We start from the raw sequence: 20,258 nt of genomic DNA on the forward strand, positions 1-20,258 counted from the left end.
CCCTCCGCTGGATAGGAAAGAGCGGGGCTGGCTCGGGCCCCGCGCCGTGGTCAGAGTCTGTTCCGGACACACCGAACGGACGGGAGCGCGAGCGTGGGCACCGGAACGAACCGGAAGTGGTGGGTACTGGCGGGCGTCGGCATCCTCAGCTTCCTCGGCTGCATCGACCTGACGATCGTGAACACCGCCGCCCCGGAGATCAGCAGGCGGCTGGGCACCACGATGGTGCAGACCCAACTGGTCGTCAACGTCTTCGTGGTCGCGCTGTCGATGTTCATGGTCACCGCGGGCAGGCTCTCCGACCGGCTCGGCCGCCGCCGCGTCCTCTACGCCGGTGCGGTCCTTTTCGGACTGTTCTCGCTCGGCGCCGGGCTGGCGACCACGGCACCCGTCCTCATCGCGTTCCGGTTCCTGCAGGGCGCGGCGTGCGCGGTGCTCTACACCGGCACCAGCACCATCGTGGCCGACGCCTTCGGTGCAGCGGAGCGGGGCAAGGCGATCGGGTCGCTGTTCGCGATCAACGGCATCGGCCTCGCGATCGGCCCGATGCTCGGCGGGCTCCTCGTCGGCGCGCTCGGCTGGCAGTGGGTGTTCCTGATCAACGTGCCACTGGTGCTGATCGCGTTGGTGATCTGCTCGGTCAGCGTCCGCGAGTCGCGCGGCGCGGACGGTACCGGTCTCGACTGGCCAGGGCTGGTGCTGCTCGTCCCCGGCCTGGCGGGGGTGATCTTCGCGATCACCTTCGGCGACACGTTCGGCTGGGGTTCGTGGCCGGTGCTCGGCGCGCTGGCCGCCGGTTCGTCGGCGCTGGCCGGGTTCCTGGTCGTCGACCGCCGGGCGGCGCACCCGCTGATCCCGTTCGCGCTCATGGCGAACCGGCGGTTCCTCAGTGCGATCGTCGCCGAGTTCTCGCTGGCCTTCTTCTACACCACCGCGTTGTTCCTGATGCCGCTCTACCTCAGTGTCGTGCGCCGTTTCGGCGAAGTCGCCATCGGGCTGCTGATGCTGCCGACCACGGTCGCGGTCGCGCTGCTCTCCCCGGTGATCGGCCGGGTGGTGGACCGGGTCGGCGCCCGCGTGGTCCTGATGACCGGCTTCGGCGCGTTCGCCGGATCGGCACTGCTCCAGTCCCGGTTGGACGCGGACACCGGGCTCGGCTTCGTCGTTGTCGCGTTCGTGCTGATGGGATTCGGCTGGGCCGCGGTACTCGGCCCGTCCGCGGTCACCGCGCTTTCTTCGGTGCCGCCGGAAAGCTCCGGGCTCGCCGTCGGTGCCACCTGGACGTTCCACAACTTCGGCGGCGGAATCGGGCTCGCGGTGGGGATGACCCTGTTCCGCGCTTTCGCGGGCGACGGAGCGGTGCGGGCGGAAACCTTCCCGGCCGGGAACCAGGCGGCGATGCTGCTGCTCACCGGAACGTCACTGGCCGCCTTGTCCGGCGTCGCCGTGCTGGGCAGGCGCTCTCGCTTGCCGATGCCCCGAAAGTGACGTTCGGGGCACTGGATTCCCCGAACGTCACAGTGATGTCGGGTGCGCGGCGCGGTGATCGGCGGCGGAGGTCCTCTGCTGGTCCCCGAAGGCCACCTTCGGGGACCCTAGCGCCACTTTCTCGGCCCTCGCTCCCGTGCGGGCAGGGCTGTGCATGCCCCGAAGGCCACCTTCGGGGCGCCTAGCGCCGCGAATCCACCCCTCGCACGCTCGACCACCACGACGCGCCCGCACCGAAAGTGACGGTCGGGGGCAAGTTCCCGAAGATCACAGTGATGGCGTGTGGATCGCGGCACGCGCCGTGGTGTCGTGGCTGGCGAGTGAGCGGAAGTCCCCGAAGGCCCTTCGGGGACAGCTGCGGGTGGCGGCAGCCCGCCACGAGGGCCGAGATCGTGACGCTCAGCGCCCCAAGAGGAGCCTTCGGTGGCACCCGCGACCCGCCCCGACGACCTCTATAGGAGCATCTTTCGGGGCACGCGGGTCACTTCGCGGCGCCTGCCAGGGGGTGTTCCTCGACCAGCTCCTCGGGCGCGGACAACCGCCACGCTTCGTACAGCAGTTCGTTCAGTTCGGTCACGCCGATCTTCGGCAGGTGCACCACGACCCAGCCGAACCCGCCCGCGGTGAACTGCTCCTCGAACACGTCCGGGCGCTCGGCGACCAGCGCGATCTGCTCGGACAGGGTTTGCTTCAGCCCCACCGTGCTGGTGCGCGGCCAGTGGTAGCCGAACCGCTTGCCGCGCACGCTGAACGAGAGGTAGTCCCTCGCTTTGGCGCGCTCCACCTCGGCGAGGGAGTCCGCCATCCGCAGGAACCGATCGCTCGACACACCCATGGCCGACATTCTTCCCCACCGCACCGACAATCCGGCGGGCAGCGCCTCACCCGTGACCGACCGCGAAGCCGACCGCGACCCAGCCGCTCCCCCGCGCGGAGTTCGAAACCGTACGCGACGGCACCGTGCACGGCTTTCATCCGCTCCCACGAAAAGTCACCCTGCTCGTCCGGCCGGTACGGCGCCGACCAGAACTCCGGGGTACGGGTCGCCCCGCGGCCGCGGTGGCCCCAGAACGTCACCGACCGGTCCTGGTCGGTGAACACCGTGCGGGCGGTGTCGTCGATGGTCCACCAGTCGCGGCAGTCACCGCTGCCCGAGCCCTACCCGAAATGTCGGTTAAGCGGCTTTCCTTCGCGCGCCGGAAAACCGCGGGCACGCGGGCCACGCCGTTGCTACCGTCCGGCGGATGGACACCGACTTCCAGCCCGCCGTCGACGGCGAACTGACCCTGCTCGATCCGGGCGTGCGCGCCGACCGCGACGCGGCGGGCGCGTTGCTGCACAAGGACTTCAGCGAGTTCGGGGCGTCCGGAACCGTGTGGGACCGGGAATCCGTCCTCCGCATGCTGTCCACGGAAGCCACCGAACGGATCGTCGCCGAACGGCTCGAAACGCTGCGGCTCGGGCCCGACGCGGTCCTGCTCACCTACGTCGCCGTCGCCGGGGAACGGCGATCGCTGCGGACCTCGATCTGGGTGCGCGAGGACGGCACCTGGCTGATGCGGCACCACCAGGGCACATCCCTGCGGTGAACGGGGCGCGGCGATAAGGTGGCAAGCTCGGACGGCTGAGGGGGACCTTTGGCGGACAGCGGACCAGCGATGCGGCTGCACGGACTCCGCAAGGCGTTCGGCGGCAAGGTCGCGGTGGACCAGGTGGACCTGGAAGTGCCGGCGGGCTCGTTCTTCGGGCTCGTCGGGCCGAACGGGGCCGGGAAGACGACGTCGCTGTCCATGGCCGTCGGGCTGCTGCGGCCCGACGCGGGCACGGCGCACCTCTTCGGCGTCGACGTGTGGGCCGAGCCCGAGCGGGCCAAGGCTCTGGTCGGTGTGCTGCCCGACGGGCTTTCGGTACCGGAGCGGCTCACCGGGCGGGAACTGCTGAGCTACCTCGGCGAACTGCACGGGATCGACGAACCCACCGTGCGCGAGCGGACACAGGAACTACTCGGCGTGCTCGAACTGCTCGACGCCGAACGCACGCTCGTCATCGACTACTCCGCGGGGATGCGCAAGAAGATCGGCCTCGCGATGGCACTGCTGCACGCGCCGCGGCTGCTCGTGCTGGACGAGCCGTTCGAAGCGGTCGACCCGGTGTCCGCCAGCACGATCCGCACCATCCTGCGGCGATTCGTCGCCTCCGGCGGCGCGGTCGTGCTGTCCAGCCACGTGATGACGCTCGTCGAACAGCTTTGCACCGACGTCGCGGTGATCACGCGCGGCCGGGTCGTCGCCTCGGGACCGGTGGCCGAGGTCCGCGGCGCGGGCACCCTGGAGGACGCGTTCGTCCACCTCGTCGGTGGGCGGACCGGTGGCGCGGAAGGACTGTCGTGGTTGGCGTCCTCGTCCGAATGAAGCTGCGCGTCCTGCGCAACTCGCTGCACGGGCGCCAGGTCGTCGGGCTCGTGCTCGGCGGGCTGCTCGGCCTGGCCTTCGCGGCCACCAACCTGCTGACCGCCGCGATTCCGTTCGAAAACCCGCGCATCACCGTCGACCTGCTCGCCACGCTCTACGGCGTGTGGCTCCTCGGCTGGGTCATCGCCCCGATCGCCACCGGCGGCGGCGACGAAACCCTGCGGCCGCAACACTTCGCGCTGCTCCCGATCGGCAGGCGCAAGCTCGCGCTCGGGCTGCTCGCCGCCAGCTTCGTCGGGGTGCCCGCGCTGGTCAGCCTGATCGCCTTCGCCGGGCTGGTCGTCTACGGCGCGCGGCTCGGCACCGCGCCCGCGCTCGTCGGGCTCGTGTTCACCGTGCTGCAGCTCGTGTTCGTCGTCGTCCTGTACCGGGTCGCGACCGCCGCGCTCGGCTCGCTGCTCACCTCGCGCAAGGGCAAGGAACTCGGCATCCTGCTCGTGGCGCTCACCGGGCTGTCCGGCGTCGCGGTCAACTACGCCGTCAACAGCGTCGGCCCCGCGCTCGTCGCCGGGCGCGCGAGCGGGCTCGCCGCGGTGGCGCGGGCCCTGCCGTCCGGGTGGGGCGCCGACGCCGTCCGCATGGCCGCCGACGGGCGGTGGGGCATCGTCGCGCTGCTGCTGGCGAGCATCGTCGCGCTCATCGCGTTCCTCGTCGCCTGCTGGGGCGCCCTGATGGCGTCGACGGTCACCCGCGGCCAGTTCCGCGGCGGCGCGTCCCGCCGTGCCGCCGACACCGCGGGCACGCGGCGGCGGGCGCTGCTCCCGAGGGGCCCGGTCTCCGCGGTCGCCCGCAAGGAACTGCGCACCTGGGGCCGGGACGCGCGGCGGCGGATCGCGATCTTCTCCGGGATCGTGCTGGCCGTGGTGATCGCGATCGTGCCGTTCGTTTCCGCACACAGCAAGGCCTTCACGGCGCCGTACCTCGCGCTCTACGTGGTGTTCGCCGGTGCCATGCAGACCGGGAACCTGTACGGGTTCGACGGCAGCGCGCTGTGGCACACCCTCGTCGTGCCCGGCGCGATCCGGGCCGACGTGCGCGGGCGCCAGCTCGCCTGGGCGCTCATCGTCGGACCGGTCGCGCTCCTGTTCGCCGCCGTCCTTCCCGCCGCCACGGGGAAACCGGGCGCCTACCCGTGGGTACTCTCGCTCGTGCCCGCGCTCGTCGGCGCGGGCGCGGGGATCGTGCTGCTGCAGTCGGTGTTCGTCGCCTACCCGCTGCCGGACCCCCGCAAGAACTCGAGCCCGTTCGCCCAGGGCGGACGGCCGGGCTGCGCGCGGGGGCTCCTCGCGCTCGCGCTGCTGGGGCTGCTCGCGCTCGGCGCGGCGCCGGTCGTGGCCATCGAAGTGCTCGCCGCGGCAACGGATTTTCCCGCGCTGGCCTGGGCCGGGATCCCGGCGGGGCTCGTGCTCGGCCCGGTGCTCGCGTGGTGGTGGGGCGGTATCGCGGAGCGCAGGCTCGCGGCACGCGGCCCGGAAACGCTCGCCTTGGTGAGCAAAGAACGCTGAGGCGTTCTGTCGGGCCCTTCGAGTAAATTCGACCGCATGGCAACTCTCGTGACGTTCCACGCCCATCCCGACGACGAATGCATCGGGACCGGTGGCGTGATGCGCAAGGCACACGAAGAAGGGCATCGGGTCGTGCTCGTGGTGGCCACGCGCGGCGAACTCGGTGAGATCCCGCCCGGCCTGCTGGCCGAGGGCGAGACGCTCACCGAGCGCAGGGTCAAGGAAACGCATGCCTCGGCGGACATCCTGGGCGTGGACAGGGTGGAGTTCCTGCCCTACACCGATTCCGGCATGGCGGGCGACGCGACCAACGACGACGAGGGCACCTTCTGGACAGCGGACGTCGAGAAGGCGGCGCGCCAGCTGGCCGACATCCTCGTCGAGGAGAAGGCCGACGTCCTCACCTGCTACGACGACAACGGCGGCTACGGCCACCCCGACCACATCCAGGTGCACCGCGTCGGCGTGCGCGCGGGCGAGCTGGCGGGCACGCCCCGGGTCTACCAGAACACGCAGAACCGGGACGAGTTCCGCAAGCGCTCGGCGGCGTTCGCCGAGCGCGAAGGCGTCGACATGCCGCCGCCGGACTTCGAAATCGGGAAACCGGAGGCGGAGCTGACCGGCGCCGTCGACGTGCGCGACTACCTCGGCCACAAGCGCAAGGCGATGCGGGCGCACGCGAGCCAGATCTCCGAGGAGTCGTTCTTCCTGAGCCTGCCGGACGAGATCTTCGCCGAGGCGTTCGGCGTCGAGTGGTTCATCCGCGCCGGGCAGGGCCCCGGGATCACCGAAACCGACATCATGGCCGGGCTGTAACCGGCGGAAGGGGGCGGCGTGCGCAGGACGATCGACTGGGACGACGGCGCGGTGCTGATCATCGACCAGTGCGCGCTGCCCGCGGAGTACCGGACGCTGCGGCTGCGCACGGTCGAGGAACTGATCGCGGCGATCCAGCGGCTGGCGGTGCGGGGCGCGCCCGCGCTCGGCGCCGCGGGCGCGCTCGGGGTCGCGCTCGCCGCGCGGGCGCACGGCGCGGATCGCGATTCCGTGCGCGCGGACGCCGCGGCGCTCGCCGGGGCGAGGCCGACCGCGGTCAACCTGAGCTGGGGCGTCGAGCGCGCGCTCGGCGCACTGCCCGGCGGTGCGGACGCCGTGCTCGCCGAGGCGCGCGCGATCCTCGACGAGGACGAGCGGGTCAACCGCGAGGCGTCCCGGCTCGCCGCCGACGAGGTGCTGCGCCGGTGCGGGCGGCGGCCGCTGCGCCTGCTCACGCACTGCAACGCGGGCAGGCTGGCGACCGTCTCGTGGGGCACCGCGCTCGGCGTGGTGTGGCACCTGCACGAGGCGGGCCTGGTCGAGGAGGTCTTCGCCGACGAGACCCGCCCGCTGCTGCAGGGCGCGCGCCTGACCGCGTGGGAACTGGCCGAGGCGGGTGTCCCCTACCGCGTGCTGCCCGATTCGGCCGCGGCCACCGCGCTCGCCAGGGGCATGGTCGACTGCGTCGTGGTGGGTGCCGACCGGATCGCGGCGAACTCCGACACCGCCAACAAGATCGGCACCTACCCGCTCGCGCTCGCCGCCGTGCGCCACGGCGTCCCGTTCTTCGTGGTCGCCCCGGAGTCCACAGTGGACGAGTCCATTGCGGATGGTTCGGCGATCGTCGTCGAAGAGCGCGACGGCGCGGAGGTGACGTCGTTCGCGGGCACCCACGTCGCCCCGGAGGGCACGCGCACCTTCAACCCCGCCTTCGACGTCACCCCGGCCGACCTGATCACCGCCGTGGTGACGGAGAAGGGAGTGCGCTGGTAGCGCCGCAGGCGACATCGTGCGACGGCCGTTTCCCGGTGGCGAGGAACTCCGTGGCGATGTCGTTGAGGCACCGGTTGTCCAGGTACAAATACGCCAGGTGGCCGCCCTGGTCGGCAGTCACCATCCGCGCCCGGTCACCGAAGGCCTCGCGCAGTTTCCTGGCGCCGCCGAGCGACGTGGCCGGGTCGCGGAGGTTCTGCAGGATCAGCACGGTCGACGGGCCGCGATCGGTGATCTCGACCGGCGGTTCGACCGATCGCGACGGCCAGAACGCGCACGGCGTGATGTTCGCCGCGGCCGCGCCGAACAGCGGATGGCGGACGCGGTCGAGCGCGACGTGGCGCTGGTAGGTACCGACCGAACGCGGCCAGTCGGAGTCGTTGCAGATCACGTGCAGCTGACTGGCCACATAGTTGTCCGCCGGGACTCCGGCAGGCGGCGCCTGCCCGCCCGGGACATCGGAATCGGGCACCGGCGCCGGTTCGCCGATGTCGAGCGCGTGCCAGGTCTTTGCCAGCAGCGGCAGTTTCTTGTCGAAGTAGAGGTTCGCGAAGGTGGTGAAGCGGAACGCCTTGCCGGTGTACCCGTCCGGGCTCGGCTTCGCGTCCAGCCGCGCGGCGAGTTCGAAGTACTTCGCCCGCACCTGTTCCGGTGTGCTGCCGAGGCCGAACTCGGGATGGGCGATGGCGAACTCCGCGAAGTCCGGGAACCGGTCCTCCACGCCTTGCCCGAGGCTCCGCGAAAACGCGGCGTCCCAGCCGCCGGGGCCGGTCGCGCTGTCAAGCAGGACCCGATCGGTCCGGTGCGGGAACATCGTCGTGAACACCGAACCGAGGTAGGTGCCGTAGGAGATGCCGTAGTAGGACACTTTCGGCTCACCCAGCACGGCGCGCACGCGGTCCATGTCGCGTGCGGTGTTCGCGGTGGTCATGTACGGCAACAACCGCGCGGTCTCCGACGCTCCGCACTTCCCGGCGACCTTGGCGACCCGCTTCGCCTCGTCCGCGACCTCGGCGGCGTTCCGCGCGAACATCGGGATGTTGGTCGGCTGCTCCGCCGGGGTCAGGTCGCAGGTCACCGGCGTGCTGTGGCCGACGCCCCGCGGATCCATCCCGATCACGTCGTACTGGTCCAGCACCTCCCGCGGCACCTTGAGGCCGTCACGCATGGTGGCGGGGAACCCCAGGCCCACCCCGCCCGGCCCGCCGGTGTTGGTCAGCAGCGCGCCGCGGCGCTTTCCGCGGTCGGGGCTCGCCATGCGCGAGATCGCGATCTCGATCGTCTGCCCGCCGGGGTCTCGGTAGTCCAGCGGAACGTCGAGCGTCGAACACTCCAGGCCGGGTTTGGCGACATCCGCCGGGCAAGCAACCCAGTTCACCGTGCCGGGCGTCGTCGCCGACGCGGGCGCGGCTGTCACCACCAACATGGCGACGGCGGCGAGAACGGACTTCCGCATGTGCTCCTCCTGTGCCTGTGAACAACGTTCTGCTCATGAGCACAGCAGCAGTGGTACACCTCGGCCAGTGACGCGATGTCACCTCTCGACCCATGACATCCGTGCTTGCCGCGCGCGAAAAAATCGCTAAGGCCTCGGCACGTTGCGAAGGTTGGACTTCGCGAGCTGGAGCATCTTGCCTACGCCGCCGCTGAGCACGGTACGGCTCACCGCCAGTGCGAACCCCTTGACCTGCGCGGCGGTGATGTTCGGCGGGATCGACAGCGCGTTCGGGTCGGTCACCACGTCGAGCAGGGCGGGGCCGTCGTGCGCGAGCAGGTCCTTGATGCCGTCGCGGATGTCGGCCGGGTTCTCCACTCGCCGCGCGTGGATCCCGGCGCCCTGCGCGATCGCGGCGAAGTTCACGTGCTCGTGGTCGGTGCCGTACTCGGGCAGCCCGTCCACCAGCATTTCGAGCTTCACCATGCCGAGCGAGGAGTTGTTGAACACCACGACCTTCACCGGCAGCGCGTGCGTCCGCAGCGTCAGCAGTTCGCCGAGCAGCATGGACAGGCCGCCGTCGCCCGCCATCGCGATCACCTGCCGCGAGGAGTCCGCCGCCTGCGCGCCGATCGCGTGCGGCAGCGCGTTCGCCATGCTGCCGTGCACGAACGACCCGAGCAGCCTGCGCCGCCCGTTCGGCGTGACGTACCGCGCGGACCAGACGTTGCACATCCCGGTGTCCACGGTGAACACGGCGTCTTCGCTCGCTTCGTCGTCGAGGACGTCCGCCACGTACTCGGGGTGGATCGGCACGTGCTTCTCGACGTTCTTCGTGTAGGCGTCGACGACCTTCTGCAGCCCGCGCTCGTGCCGGTGCAGCATCTCGTTCAGGAAGGTGCGGTCGGTGCGCCTGGTCAGCTTCGGAAGCACGGCGCCGATGGTCGCGCCGACGTCGCCGAGCACGCCGAATTCGAGCACGCTGCGGCGGCCGATCCGCGCCGCGTCGATGTCCACCTGCACGGTGTTGGCCTGGGGCAGGAAGTTGTCGTACGGGAAGTCCGTGCCGAGCAGCAGCACGAGATCGGCGGCGTGCATCGCGTCGTAGCAGGCGCCGTAGCCGAGCAGTCCGCTCATCCCGACGTCGAACGGGTTGTCGTACTGGATGAACTCCTTGCCGCGCAAGGAATGCCCGACCGGGGCACCGATGGTGTCGGCGAGCTGGACGACCTCGTCGTGCGCGTCGCGGCAGCCGGCGCCCGCCATGATCATGATCTTGTCGGCGCGCTCGATCCGCTCGGCGAGGCGCGCCACGTCGTCGTCGGCGGGCAGGATCGCGGGCGGGGTGCCGAGGACCCCGCTCGTCCCGGTCGGGTGCACGGCCTGTTCGTGCGCGACGTCGCCGGGCAGCACGAGCACGGCGGCCCCGCGCCTGCCGACGGCGTTCTGCACGGCGATGCGCGCGAGCCTCGGCATCTGCTCCGGCCTGCTGACCAGTTCGCAGTAGTGGGAACACTCCTGGAAGAGGTGCTGGGGATGGGTTTCCTGGAAGAACCCGGTGCCGATCTGGGCGGCTGGGATGTGCGACGCGATCGCCAGCACCGGAGCGCCCGAGCGGTGCGCGTCGAACACGCCCTGCAGCAGGTGCAGGTTGCCGGGGCCGCAGCTGCCCGCGCACACCGCGAGCTGGCCGGTGAGCTGGGCCTCGGCGGCCGCGGCGAACGCGCCCGCCTCCTCGTTGCGCACGTGCACCCAGTCGATACCGCCGTTTGCCGAGCCGCCGCTGCGCCGGATCGCGTCGACCACCGGGTTGAGGCTGTCGCCGACGACACCGTAGATGCGCCGGACCCCTGCCTGGAGGAGGACGTCGATGAGCTGGTCCGCAACCGTTGTCATTGTCCCGATCCTAGCCGGGAAACCGATCTTCGCAGTTCGTCCGGCCGTCTCACCGGTCACACCACAGCGTGGGCGAGACGGCCGATCCGCCCTTGCTCAGGGGCGTGGGCCGAGCACCTTTCCACCACCGGTCACGGTGATCGCCATCGCCGGGCACGAGTCGGCGACGTCGAGCACTTCCTCGTCCTCGTCCACCTCCGGCCGCAGCGCGACAGCGTGCTCGTTACCGAGTTCGAACTTGTCCGGCGCGAGCGCCGCGCACATTCCCGAGGAAATGCACGTCGCCCCGTCGACTTCCACCCGCCAGCTCACGTTCGTCACCATCCCACCGGCATCGTGCGCGGACCGCGCACGAGCATCTGCGTCTTCCAGACGATGTCGCCCGAAAGATACAGGCCGGGCAGCCGCGCGGACAGCACGCGCAGCGCCTCCTGCAGCTCGACCCTCGCCAGCGGCGCGCCGAGGCAGTGGTGCACGCCGTGCCCGAACCCGAGGTGCTGCGCGCCGTCGCGGTCGAACTTCACCTCTTCGGGCGCGTCGAAGCGCAGCCTGTCCCGGTTCGCCGCGCCCACCGCGACTAGCACCGGTTCGCCCGCCTTGACCAGCACGCCCCCGACTTCGACGTCTTCGGTGGCGTAGCGCGGGAAACTGGCGCCGGCGCCGATCGGGACGAACCGCATCAGCTCCTCCACCGCCGCCGGGAGCACGCCGGGATCGGCGCGCAGCTCGGCGAGCCGCTCGGGATTTTCCAGCAGCACGTAGAGGAAGTTCGGGATCTGGGTCGCGGTCGTCTCGTGGCCGGCGACGAGGATGCCGACGCACATGTCGACCAGTTCCAGCTCGGTGAGCCGGTCGTGGTCGTCGCGGGCCTCGATGAGCGCGGTCATCAGGTCGTCGGCGGGGTGCTCGCGGTGCTGCGCGATGAGGCCGCGCATGTAGTCGCGCAGCTCCTCGCGGTTCTGCTCGAACTCGGCGGCGGTGAGGCTGCTGGTGGACAGCGCGCCGTCGCTCCACACGCGGAACTGGGGACGGTCCGCGGTCGGCACGCCGAGCAGCTCGCAGATGACCGCCACCGGAAGGGAAAGCGCGAAGTCCTCCACCAGATCGGCGGGCGGGCCCTTCGCGATCATGTCGTCGACGAACCCTTCGGCGAGCTCGCGCACGCGGGGGCGCAGTTCCTCGACGCGCCGCACGGTGAACGCCTTCGTGACGAGGGTGCGCAGCCGGGTGTGGTCCGGCGGGTCCATCGCCAGGATGCCTTGCTGCTGCGCGGAAGGCTGCGAACGCGGCGGGTCGTGCAGCGCCGCGGCCGCCCTGCTGAACCGGCGGTCGCCGAGCACGAGCCTGGCGTCGGCCCAGCGCGTCGCGAGCCAGGACGGCTCCCCGAACGGCAGTTTGACCCGGATGAGGCCCTCGGCCTCGCGCGCGGCGGTGTAGGCCTCGTTCAGGTCCAGCCCTTCGGCTTCGTTGAACGGATAGGCGACGGGTTCGGACGTGGTGGTCACGGGCAGCTCCTCGTCGGCGATGTAAGCAGCTGCTTACAAAGGTAGGCGCGGTGACTGTTCGCGTCAACGCCATTACCGGAGGAACACGGGTTACGGTGTCCGCCTTGACCGGCGAAGCGCGTTTCGAGGTGGATTCGGTGACCGAAGAGCAGCGGGCACGGCGTCGCGACTCCGCGGCGACGCGCGAAGCGCTGCTCGACGCGGCCACCGCGATGTTCGCCGCCCGCGGCTTCGACCGGACGACCGTGCGCGACATCGCGAAGGAAGCCGGCGTCAACCAGGCGCTGCTGTTCCGCTACTTCGGCTCGAAGGAGTCGCTGTTCGAAGAGGCGATCGCCCGCGGCGGGCACGAGCAGATCGCCACCACGAAACCCGGGCTGCTCCTGGAAACCGTGCTGCGCAACCTGCTCACCTCCGAAACCGGCGGCGAGCGGAACCACACGCTGCGGGTGTTCCTCCGCTCGACGGGCAACAACGAAGCGGCCTCCGCCACCCGCCGCCGCCTCGGCGAGGACTACACGCGCGCGCTGGCGTCCCTCACCGACGCCGAAGACGCCGACCTGCGCGCCGACCTCGTGCTCGCCTGGCTCGTCGGCATCACGTTCCTGCGGGACATCTCCGAAAAGGACCCGCTCGCCGGTGCCGACGCCGACCGGATCGTCAAGCTCGTGCTGGACGCCTCCCGCACCCTTCTCGAACGCGTCGAAGAGTGAGCGTTGCCCTCAACCGCGGTTGACCGTGCAGGGTGGGGGAATGCCGGACAGCCTGCCGCGGACCGCCCGCCAGATCCAGCTCGCCGCCCGCCCGCGAGGAAAGCTCACCGGTGACGAATTCCGCGTCGCCGAGGTGCCGCTCGCGCCGCCCGAACCCGGCCACGTGGTGGTACGCAACGAATACGTGGGAATCGTGGCCGTGCTCCGCGCGCTCATGGAACCCGAAAGCGACGTGCCCATCCCGCAGTTCGACCTCGGCCGTCCGCTGGTTTCGGACGTGGTCGGCAGGGTCGTCGCAACCGGTGCCGCGGACATCGGCGTCGGGGATCTCGTCACCTTCCGCGGACCGTGGGCCGATTACGCCGACACGGCGGAGGCGACCGTGCTCGACCCCGCCGCGTTGCCCGAGCCCTGCTACCACCTCGCTGCCCGCAACGGGGCGACCGCGCTGCTGGGCATGCGGGACGTCGCCGCGGTGACCGAAGGCGACGTCGTGCTCGTGTCGGGAGCGGCAGGGGGCGTCGGCTCGCTGGCGGGGCAGATCGCCCGCAGGCTCGGGGCCGCACGGGTGCTCGGCACCGCGGGCTCCCCGGCGAAATGCCGTTGGCTGGTCGACGAACTCGGCTTCGACGACGCCGTCGACTACCACGACGACGATCTCGTCGCGGCGCTGCGCGCGGCCGCGCCGGAGGGCGTCAGCGTCTACTTCGACCTCGTCGGCGGAGCCCAGTTCGAAGCGGCGGTCGAGATCGCGGCCGACCACGCCCGCTTCGCCCTCTGCGGCGCGCTCGCCACCCAAGCGGGCGCGCCATGGCCACGACTGGACACCGGCGCCGCGGTGGTGAAGGACCTGACGATCCGCGGCTTCGCGCTGCACCACCGCTGGGACGTCTTCGCCGAATGGCCCGCGCTGTTTTCCCGCTGGCTGGGCGAAGGCATGGTCCACCCGCACACGGTGGTGGACGGCGGGATCGAGGCAGCGCCGCGGGCACTGATGGACCTGCTCGACGGCCGCTTCACCGGGAACGTGTCGGTCCGCCTGACCTGACCACTACCCCTTCACGGCCCGGACGAGGCAGCCCCGCTTCGTCAGCCACAGCGGCAGGTCCGGCCGTTCCGCCCGGTCGGCGGGCACGTAGTGGTGACGGCAGTACGCTCGAAGTTCTTCCCGCGTTTCGATCGGGAAGAACGCTCGGTTCCAGTGTTCGACGGAGACGTCCGCGAACGCGGTGCCCACGATTTCGGCCGCGTCCTCGGCGTCGAACGTCGTGGCGGGGTAGCCCTCCGGCATGAGTTCGGGGTCGTTGCGCCGCGACGAGGTGCAGGCGTAGTAGGTGCCGCCGGGGCGGAGCACGCGAGCCGCCTCGGCGACCGCGCGCCTCGGCTCGGTGACGTGGTAGAGGCACCACAGATGGGTCACTTCGGCGAAGGTGTTGTCGTGGAAGGGAAGCGCCCCCATGTCCGCCAGCACCACCGGCCGGTGCGGATTCGCCGCCAGCTGGTTCGGTGACGAGTCGACGCCGACCCACGAGACGTCGTCGCCGAGCGAGGACGCGAGCCTGCCTTCGCCGCATCCGATGTCGAGGACGGGACCGTGCAGCTCCGGAGCGATGAGGTCGTGCACGTCCCGGCTCGATCGCCAGCCCTGCCACCGGCACGGCTCGGAGTCGTAGTCGGGCGGCAGGGCGCTCATGCGAACCCGAATTCGGCGCGAATGGCGTCGGAATGCTCCCCCAGCGCCGGGACGGGGTCCATCCGCGGTTCGCGGCCGGGAGGCACGCCGGGCGGTATCAGCGCGCTCACCTCACCGGCGGGAGTGCCGACCCGGCGCCAGCGGTTCCTCGCGGAGAGCTGGGGGTGGTCGGCGAACTCCGCCATGGTGCGCATGCGGGCGTTCGCGATCCCCGCGGCGTCCAAACGCGACTCCACCTCGGCGGCGGGAACCTTCGCGAGCGCGCCTTCGATGATGGCCGTCAGTTCGGCGTCGTTGGCGACGCGCGCGGTGTTCCCGGCGAACCGCTCGTCCACGGCCAGCTCCGGGGTGCCGAGGACCTTTTCGCACAGCGCGAGCCATTCGCGGTGGTTCTGCACACCGATGAACACCACGCCGTCGTCCACTGTGTACGGTCCGTACGGCGCGATCGCCGCGTGCTTCGCTCCGTTGCGCTGCGGCTGGGTTCCGCCGTAGTTGGCGAAGTAGTAGGGAAAACCGGCCCATTCGGCGAGGGAGTCCAACATGGACACTTCGAGCGAGGCACCGGCGCCGGTGCGCTCCCGCTCGTACAGCGCGGCCAGTATGCCGCTGTAGGCGTACATCCCGGCGGCGATGTCGGCCACCGGGATACCCGCCTTCGCGGGCGCCTCCGGGGTCCCGGTCAGCGACACGACCCCCGCCTCGCACTGCACGAGCAGGTCGTACGCCTTCTTCTCCCGGTACGGCCCGCTCGACCCGTACCCGCTGATCGTGCACACGACCAGGCCGGGGTTCGCGGCGCGGACGGTCTCCGCGTCGAGGCCGAGCCGCGCGGACGCGCCGGGGGCGAGGTTCTGCACGAACACGTCCGCCTTCGCGACGAGCCCGGCCGCGACCGCGCGGTCCGCCTCGTCCTTGAGGTCGAGCGCGATGCTCTCCTTGTTGCGGTTGAGCCAGACGAAATGGCTCGACTGCCCGTGCACGGTTTCGTCGTAGGCGCGCGCGAAGTCACCGGTGCCTGGTCGCTCGATCTTGATCACGCGCGCGCCGAGGTCGCCGAGCTGCCTGGTCGCGAACGGCGCGGCGACGGCCTGTTCGAGCGCCACCACGACGACGCCGTCGAGCGGGAGTGCGGTCATGCGAGGTCCCCGTCCTGGTGGAGGCGGTGGGCGCGGCGCAGCACTTCGGCGAGGTGCACGGCGGTGCGCTCGGACTCCCCCGCGATCTGCGTCCGGCAGCTGAACCCGTCCGAAACGACCAGCGTGGCCGCGTCCGCGGCCCGGATCGCGGGCAGCATCCGGTCCTCGGCGCAGGCGACCGACACCGCGTAGTGCCCGCGTTCGAAGCCGAAGTTCCCGGCCAGCCCGCAGCAGCCGGAGTCCAAAGTGGAGTTCCGGACCCCGGCCATGGCCAGCACCTGTTCGTCCGCGTCGAACCCGAGCACGGCGTGCTGGTGGCAGTGCACCTGCGTGATCGCGTCCACGTCGAGCGAGCCGAGTGGAAGCGGTGCACCGGCGATCACCTCGGCGAAGGTCTTCGTCCGCGACGCGAGCAGCTCCGCGGTCGGATCGCCCGGCAGCAGCGCGGGAAGATCGCCGCGGAACAGCGCGGTGCAGCTCGGTTCCAGCCCCACCACGTCGTAACCCGCGTCGAGATACGGCTTCAGCACGGCGAGGCTCCTGGTGAGCACCTTGCGCGCGGTGCCGAGCTGACCGGTGGACATCCAGGTCAGCCCGCAGCAGACGCCCTTGTGTGGCAACACCACGTGGTACCCGGCCGCGGTCAGCACCTCCGCCGCCGCGTCGAGGACGTCGGGGGTGAAGTAGTTGTTGAACGAGTCCGGCCACAGCACGACCGGTTTCCCGGTGCCCGGCCGCGCGCCGCGCAAATCGGCCCGCGCCTTCGTGAACGGGCGCGGGGCGAACAACGGCAGCTCGCGTTCGGGTGCGATCCCGCCGAGCCGTTTGAGCAACGCCGAAACCCGGCTCGCGGTGACCCGGTTGGCCGCGCGGGGCGCGAGCGCGGCCAACCGCAGCCACAGCGGCAGCCAGCCCATCGAATAGTGCGACGCCGGGCGGAGCCTGCCGCGGTAGTGCTGGTGGTAGAACTCGGCCTTGTAGGTCGCCATGTCGACATCGACCGGGCAGTCCGAGAGGCAGCCCTTGCACGACAGGCACAGGTCGAGCGCTTCGCGCACCTCCTCCGAGCGCCAGCCGTCGGTGATCACCTCGCCGTTGATCATCTCGGCGAGCAGGTGCGCGCGCCCCCGCGTCGAATGCTTCTCCTCGCGCGTGGCCCGGTAGCTCGGGCACATGACCCCGCCGCCACTGGTGTTGCGGCACTTGCCGACGCCGACGCACCGGCGCATGGCTTCGCCGAAACTGCCGTGGTCCTCCGGGTACCCGAGGAAGGTCACCGACTCCATCGACGCGGGTGCCCGGCGCAGGCGGAGATCCGCGTCGATCGGGCGCGGGTCGACGAGGATGCCGGGGTTCATCATGCCGTCCGGGTCGAAGATCCCCTTGAAGCGCGCGAACAGGTCGAGCACCTCGCGCGAGTACATCCGCGACAGCAGCTCGGACCGCGCCTGCCCGTCGCCGTGCTCACCGGAAAGCGAACCGCCGTGCGCGGCGACGAGATCCGCGGCCTGTTCGAGGAACACGCGGAAGCCCGCTTTTCCTTTCCCGGAAAGCAGATCGAAGTCCAGTCGCATGTGGAGGCAGCCCTCGCCGTAATGGCCGTACACGACGCTGCGCCTGCCGTGCTCGCGCATCAGGTCCTTGAAATCACGCAGGTACGCGCCGAGCCGTTCCGGTGGCACCGCCGCGTCCTCCCAGCCAGGCCACGCCTCGGCGCCACCGGCGAGCCTGGTCGCGAGCCCGGCGCCTTCCTCACGGATGCGCCAGAGCCTGCGCTGCGCGGCCGGATCGGTCAGCACGAGGTGCCCGGTGAGCTGGCCCGACAGGTCCTTCGCCAACTCCTTCGCCCGCTGCTCGGCGTCGGCGAGCGTCTCACCGGCCAACTCCACGAACAGCCACGCGCCGCCCGGCGGGAGGTCGCCACCGCCGCGGGCGAGCAGCGCGACCAGCTCGGCGTCGACGCCCTCGACGGTCAGCGGGGACCACGGAAGGATCGCGGGCACCGCGTCGGCGGCCGCGACATCGGACGGAAACCCCAGTACCGCAAGCACTTTGTGCCGTGGCAGCTCGGCGAGGTCGAGCGTCGCGCCGAGCACCGTGACGCACGTGCCCTCGCTGCCGACGAGCGCCTTCGCGACGTCGAACCCGTTCTCCGGGAGCAGGTGTTCGAGGCCGTACCCGGAAACGCGGCGGGGCCAGGTCGACAGTTCGGTGCGCAGCAGCGCGAGGTTGTCCCGCACCAGCGACCGCAGCTCGGTGAACACGCGGCCCTCGGTACCGCCGAGCGCGGTCCGCCGGTCCACTTCGGACGGTGTGGTGGCGCCGACGGCGAGCGCGGTCCCGTCGGGCAGCAGCACGTCCATTCCGGACACGGTGTCCGCGGTGCGACCCCAGGCGACCGAATGCGAGCCGCACGCGTTGTTGCCGATCATGCCGCCGATCGTGCAGCGGCTGTGCGTCGACGGGTCCGGCCCGAACCGCAGGCCGTGCGGGGCGGCGAGTGCCTGGAGGTCGTCGAGGACCGTGCCCGGTTCGACGCGTGCCCGGCGCGCGGCCGGATCGAGTTCGCGGACCCCGCCGAGGTGGCGTGAGAAGTCGAGGATCAGGCCGGGCCCGCACGAGTTCCCCGCGACGCTGGTGCCGCCGCCGCGCGCGGTCAGCGGCACGCCCAGCTCGCGGCAGGTGGCGACGGTCGCGTGCACGTCGTCGAGGGTTCTCGGCCGCACGACGCCCGCCGGGACGTGCCGGTAGTTGGAGGCGTCCGTGGTGTAGAGCGCCAGGCTCCCCGCGTCGAAGGAAACCTCGCCCGCCACCCGGTCGCTCAGCCGCCGCCGAAGTCGTTCGTGCACGAGCCCCATTGTTCCTGTTCCGCCCAGTGGAACAATCGTGTTGCACGCGCCGGGCGCTCCGAGCAGAGTCGCGACCATGGACGACGCCTCCGTGCGGGACGCGGCGGGTGCGCTCGGGCGCGCCTACGCCTCCGGCACCCCGATCCGGCCGATCGTCGAATCCCATCCCGGCGCGACGCTGGCCGACGCCTACCGGATCCAGCTCGCCCAGGTCCGCGCGTGGGAAGGGGCGGGCGAGGTGGTCAAGGGCCACAAGGTCGGGCTGGCCTCGGCCGCCATGCAGCGGCAGATGGGCGTCGACCAGCCGGACTACGGCCACCTGACCGGCGGCATGTTCCACCTCGAGCACCAGCCGATCCCGCACGGCGGTTACCTGCAGCCGAGGATCGAGCCGGAGATCGCGTTCGTGCTGCACCGCGAGCTGACCGGGCCGGGGGTGACCGCGGCCGACGCGGTGCGCGCGGTGGACTTCGTCCTGCCCGCGCTGGAGATCGTGGACTCGCGGATCGCCGACTGGCGGATCTCCATTGTGGACACCGTGGCGGACAACGCGTCGTCGGGCGGGGTGGTGCTCGGCAGCAGGCCGACCCTGTTGTCCACAGTGGACCTTCGGTTGGCTGGCTGCACGCTGCACTCGAACGGCGCGCTCGCCGCGACCGGGGCCGGCGGCGCGGTGCTCGGCTCGCCGCTCAACGCGCTGGTGTGGCTCGCGAACACCGTCGGCCCGCTCGGCGTCAGCCTCGAACCGGGGCACGTGATCCTGCCCGGGTCGATGACCGGCGCGATCGGGGTCTCCCCCGGTGACACCGTGGTCGCCGCGGTCGCCGGGCTCGGCACGGTCACCGCCGTCTTCGACCGGGAGGACGCCCGATGAGTGAGTGGACCGTCCCCGGCGCGGCCGAAGCACTGCTGGAAGCGCAGCGCACGGCGACCGCGCGGCCGATGCTCACCGAGGAGTGGGCGGAACTCGACCTGTCCACCGCCTACGCCGTGCAGGACGAAGCGCTGCGGATCCGGGTGGCGCGCGGCGAACGGGTCGTCGGCGTGAAGCTCGGGCTGACCTCGAAGGCCAAACGCGAGCGGATGGGCGTCGACCGGCCGATCGTCGCGTGGCTCACCGACGCGATGCTGCTGCCCGCCGGTGCCCCGCTGCCGAGGGCCGGGCTGATCCACCCGCGCGTGGAACCCGAGATCGCGTTCGTGCTCGGCCGCCCGTTGGCCGGGCCGGGGATCACCGCGGCGGCCGCGCTGGCCGCCGTCGACACCGTGCACGGCGGGCTCGAAGTGATCGACAGCCGGTTCACCGATTTCCGGTTCGCTCTCTCCGACGTGGTCGCCGACAACGGGTCGTCGAGCCTGTTCACGCTCGGCTCCGTCGCCGCCGCACCGCGCGGTCTGGACCTCGCGCTCGAAGCCTGCCTCCTCGAAGCCGACGGGTCCGTTGTGGACAGTGCGACCGGCGCCGCGGTGCACGGCCACCCCGCCGAAGCGCTCGCGCTCGCCGCGAACCTGCTCGGTGAACGGGGTTCACGGCTCGAAGCGGGCTGGGTGGTGCTCACCGGCGGGATGACCGACGCGGTGCCACCGCCCGCGGGCGGGCGCGTCGCGGCCCAATTCACCTCGCTGGGCACCGTCACCCTCGACGGCGGGCCTTCCTGACCGGCTGGTCCAGACCACGACGGGCGAGCGCGCGCTCACGGTCCGTCCGCACCCCTGGTGGAGGCCGCTTTCCCGGCGCACCCCCAGTACCCGACG

The 20,258-nt window shown here is 71.4% G+C and carries 18 protein-coding genes; 10 read left to right on the forward strand and 8 right to left on the reverse strand.

Translation table 11 applies throughout. The features are described from left to right. Nucleotides 1-93: 93 nt before the first annotated feature. Nucleotides 94-1,488: an MFS transporter gene (locus tag HUW46_RS08455; RefSeq protein ID WP_215546763.1), complete on the forward strand. Its 1,395-nt coding sequence runs from the start codon at nt 94-96 to the stop codon at nt 1,486-1,488. A 481-nt stretch (nt 1,489-1,969) separates the two neighbouring features. On the opposite strand, the gene HUW46_RS08460 is transcribed toward HUW46_RS08455, so the two are convergent. Further along, nucleotides 1,970-2,323: an MmcQ/YjbR family DNA-binding protein gene (locus tag HUW46_RS08460; protein WP_215546764.1), complete on the reverse strand. Its 354-nt coding sequence runs from the start codon at nt 2,321-2,323 to the stop codon at nt 1,970-1,972. A gap of 409 nt (nt 2,324-2,732) precedes the next feature. On the opposite strand from HUW46_RS08460, the gene HUW46_RS08465 reads away from it, so the two are divergent. The 5 genes from HUW46_RS08465 (at nt 2,733) to mtnA (ending at nt 7,273) form a co-directional block, all read left to right on the forward strand. Further along, nucleotides 2,733-3,077 carry a nuclear transport factor 2 family protein gene (locus HUW46_RS08465; RefSeq protein ID WP_215546765.1) on the forward strand — a complete coding sequence of 115 codons (345 nt, stop codon included), beginning with the start codon at nt 2,733-2,735 and terminating at the stop codon, nt 3,075-3,077. A 69-nt stretch (nt 3,078-3,146) separates the two neighbouring features. Next, complete coding sequence (locus HUW46_RS08470) at nt 3,147-3,899, forward strand: ABC transporter ATP-binding protein (RefSeq protein WP_215546766.1); 753 nt, start codon at nt 3,147-3,149, stop codon at nt 3,897-3,899. Beyond that, nucleotides 3,896-5,464, forward strand: coding sequence for a hypothetical protein (locus tag HUW46_RS08475; protein WP_254125947.1), 1,569 nt, complete (start codon nt 3,896-3,898; stop codon nt 5,462-5,464). The genes HUW46_RS08470 and HUW46_RS08475 overlap by 4 nt, the downstream gene beginning before the upstream one ends. A 36-nt stretch (nt 5,465-5,500) precedes the next feature. Next, nucleotides 5,501-6,280, forward strand: coding sequence for a PIG-L family deacetylase (locus HUW46_RS08480; RefSeq protein WP_215546768.1), 780 nt, complete (start codon nt 5,501-5,503; stop codon nt 6,278-6,280). A gap of 18 nt (nt 6,281-6,298) precedes the next feature. Continuing rightward, the gene (gene mtnA / locus HUW46_RS08485) at nt 6,299-7,273 is read left to right on the forward strand and encodes an S-methyl-5-thioribose-1-phosphate isomerase (RefSeq protein ID WP_215546769.1); all 975 of its coding nucleotides are present in this window, start codon (nt 6,299-6,301) and stop codon (nt 7,271-7,273) included. Here the strand turns inward: mtnA and HUW46_RS08490 are convergent. From HUW46_RS08490 to HUW46_RS08505, 4 genes are all read right to left on the reverse strand, one after another. Continuing rightward, entirely contained in the window at nt 7,236-8,729 is a 1,494-nt protein-coding gene (locus HUW46_RS08490) for an alpha/beta hydrolase (protein ID WP_215546770.1), read from the reverse strand. The two genes, mtnA and HUW46_RS08490, sit on opposite strands and share 38 nt — an antisense overlap. Before the next feature lie 126 nt (nt 8,730-8,855). Further along, nucleotides 8,856-10,604 (reverse strand): pyruvate dehydrogenase, encoded by a 1,749-nt coding sequence (locus HUW46_RS08495; protein ID WP_215546771.1) that lies wholly within the window; start codon nt 10,602-10,604, stop codon nt 8,856-8,858. A gap of 96 nt (nt 10,605-10,700) precedes the next feature. Continuing rightward, nucleotides 10,701-10,916 carry a ferredoxin gene (locus HUW46_RS08500; RefSeq protein ID WP_215546772.1) on the reverse strand — a complete coding sequence of 72 codons (216 nt, stop codon included), beginning with the start codon at nt 10,914-10,916 and terminating at the stop codon, nt 10,701-10,703. Between the two features lie 5 nt (nt 10,917-10,921). Continuing rightward, the gene (locus tag HUW46_RS08505) at nt 10,922-12,109 is read right to left on the reverse strand and encodes a cytochrome P450 (RefSeq protein WP_215546773.1); all 1,188 of its coding nucleotides are present in this window, start codon (nt 12,107-12,109) and stop codon (nt 10,922-10,924) included. 137 nt (nt 12,110-12,246) lie between these two features. On the opposite strand from HUW46_RS08505, the gene HUW46_RS08510 reads away from it, so the two are divergent. Both HUW46_RS08510 and HUW46_RS08515 read left to right on the forward strand, forming a co-directional pair. Next, nucleotides 12,247-12,822, forward strand: a complete 576-nt coding sequence (locus HUW46_RS08510) for a TetR family transcriptional regulator (protein WP_215549744.1) — start codon at nt 12,247-12,249, stop codon at nt 12,820-12,822. A gap of 40 nt (nt 12,823-12,862) precedes the next feature. Continuing rightward, entirely contained in the window at nt 12,863-13,870 is a 1,008-nt protein-coding gene (locus tag HUW46_RS08515) for an MDR family NADP-dependent oxidoreductase (protein ID WP_215546774.1), read from the forward strand. Nucleotides 13,871-13,873: 3 nt separating this feature from the next. On the opposite strand, the gene HUW46_RS08520 is transcribed toward HUW46_RS08515, so the two are convergent. The 3 genes from HUW46_RS08520 to HUW46_RS08530 are packed head-to-tail and all read right to left on the reverse strand — an operon-like array spanning nt 13,874 to nt 18,512. Next, the gene (locus HUW46_RS08520) at nt 13,874-14,515 is read right to left on the reverse strand and encodes a class I SAM-dependent methyltransferase (protein ID WP_215546775.1); all 642 of its coding nucleotides are present in this window, start codon (nt 14,513-14,515) and stop codon (nt 13,874-13,876) included. After that, nucleotides 14,512-15,654, reverse strand: coding sequence for a CaiB/BaiF CoA transferase family protein (locus tag HUW46_RS08525; RefSeq protein ID WP_215546776.1), 1,143 nt, complete (start codon nt 15,652-15,654; stop codon nt 14,512-14,514). The genes HUW46_RS08520 and HUW46_RS08525 overlap by 4 nt, the downstream gene beginning before the upstream one ends. After that, on the reverse strand, nt 15,651-18,512 hold the full coding sequence (locus tag HUW46_RS08530; protein ID WP_215546777.1) for an FAD-binding and (Fe-S)-binding domain-containing protein: 2,862 nt from the start codon (nt 18,510-18,512) through the stop codon (nt 15,651-15,653). Before HUW46_RS08530 ends, HUW46_RS08525 begins: the two co-directional genes overlap by 4 nt. Before the next feature lie 67 nt (nt 18,513-18,579). Here HUW46_RS08530 and HUW46_RS08535 point away from each other — a divergent pair, with 67 nt between their 5' ends. Both HUW46_RS08535 and HUW46_RS08540 read left to right on the forward strand, forming a co-directional pair. Next, nucleotides 18,580-19,377: a 2-keto-4-pentenoate hydratase gene (locus HUW46_RS08535; RefSeq protein ID WP_215546778.1), complete on the forward strand. Its 798-nt coding sequence runs from the start codon at nt 18,580-18,582 to the stop codon at nt 19,375-19,377. Continuing rightward, on the forward strand, nt 19,374-20,162 hold the full coding sequence (locus HUW46_RS08540; protein ID WP_215546779.1) for a 2-keto-4-pentenoate hydratase: 789 nt from the start codon (nt 19,374-19,376) through the stop codon (nt 20,160-20,162). Before HUW46_RS08535 ends, HUW46_RS08540 begins: the two co-directional genes overlap by 4 nt. Nucleotides 20,163-20,258 lie beyond the last annotated feature (96 nt).

The organism is Amycolatopsis sp. CA-230715, assembly GCF_018736145.1.
Classification (GTDB): Bacteria; Actinomycetota; Actinomycetes; order Mycobacteriales; family Pseudonocardiaceae; genus Amycolatopsis.

Coding starts and splice junctions, on each gene's coding strand:
- HUW46_RS08460 (WP_215546764.1), bottom strand. CDS start 2,323: ATGGGTGTGTCGAGCGATCGGTTCCTGCGGATGGCGGACTCCCTCGCC.
- HUW46_RS08465 (WP_215546765.1), top strand. CDS start 2,733: ATGGACACCGACTTCCAGCCCGCCGTCGACGGCGAACTGACCCTGCTC.
- HUW46_RS08470 (WP_215546766.1), top strand. CDS start 3,147: ATGCGGCTGCACGGACTCCGCAAGGCGTTCGGCGGCAAGGTCGCGGTG.
- HUW46_RS08475 (WP_254125947.1), top strand. CDS start 3,896: ATGAAGCTGCGCGTCCTGCGCAACTCGCTGCACGGGCGCCAGGTCGTC.
- HUW46_RS08480 (WP_215546768.1), top strand. CDS start 5,501: ATGGCAACTCTCGTGACGTTCCACGCCCATCCCGACGACGAATGCATC.
- HUW46_RS08490 (WP_215546770.1), bottom strand. CDS start 8,729: ATGCGGAAGTCCGTTCTCGCCGCCGTCGCCATGTTGGTGGTGACAGCC.
- HUW46_RS08495 (WP_215546771.1), bottom strand. CDS start 10,604: ATGACAACGGTTGCGGACCAGCTCATCGACGTCCTCCTCCAGGCAGGG.
- HUW46_RS08515 (WP_215546774.1), top strand. CDS start 12,863: ATGCCGGACAGCCTGCCGCGGACCGCCCGCCAGATCCAGCTCGCCGCC.
- HUW46_RS08520 (WP_215546775.1), bottom strand. CDS start 14,515: ATGAGCGCCCTGCCGCCCGACTACGACTCCGAGCCGTGCCGGTGGCAG.
- HUW46_RS08525 (WP_215546776.1), bottom strand. CDS start 15,654: ATGACCGCACTCCCGCTCGACGGCGTCGTCGTGGTGGCGCTCGAACAG.
- HUW46_RS08530 (WP_215546777.1), bottom strand. CDS start 18,512: ATGGGGCTCGTGCACGAACGACTTCGGCGGCGGCTGAGCGACCGGGTG.
- HUW46_RS08535 (WP_215546778.1), top strand. CDS start 18,580: ATGGACGACGCCTCCGTGCGGGACGCGGCGGGTGCGCTCGGGCGCGCC.
- HUW46_RS08540 (WP_215546779.1), top strand. CDS start 19,374: ATGAGTGAGTGGACCGTCCCCGGCGCGGCCGAAGCACTGCTGGAAGCG.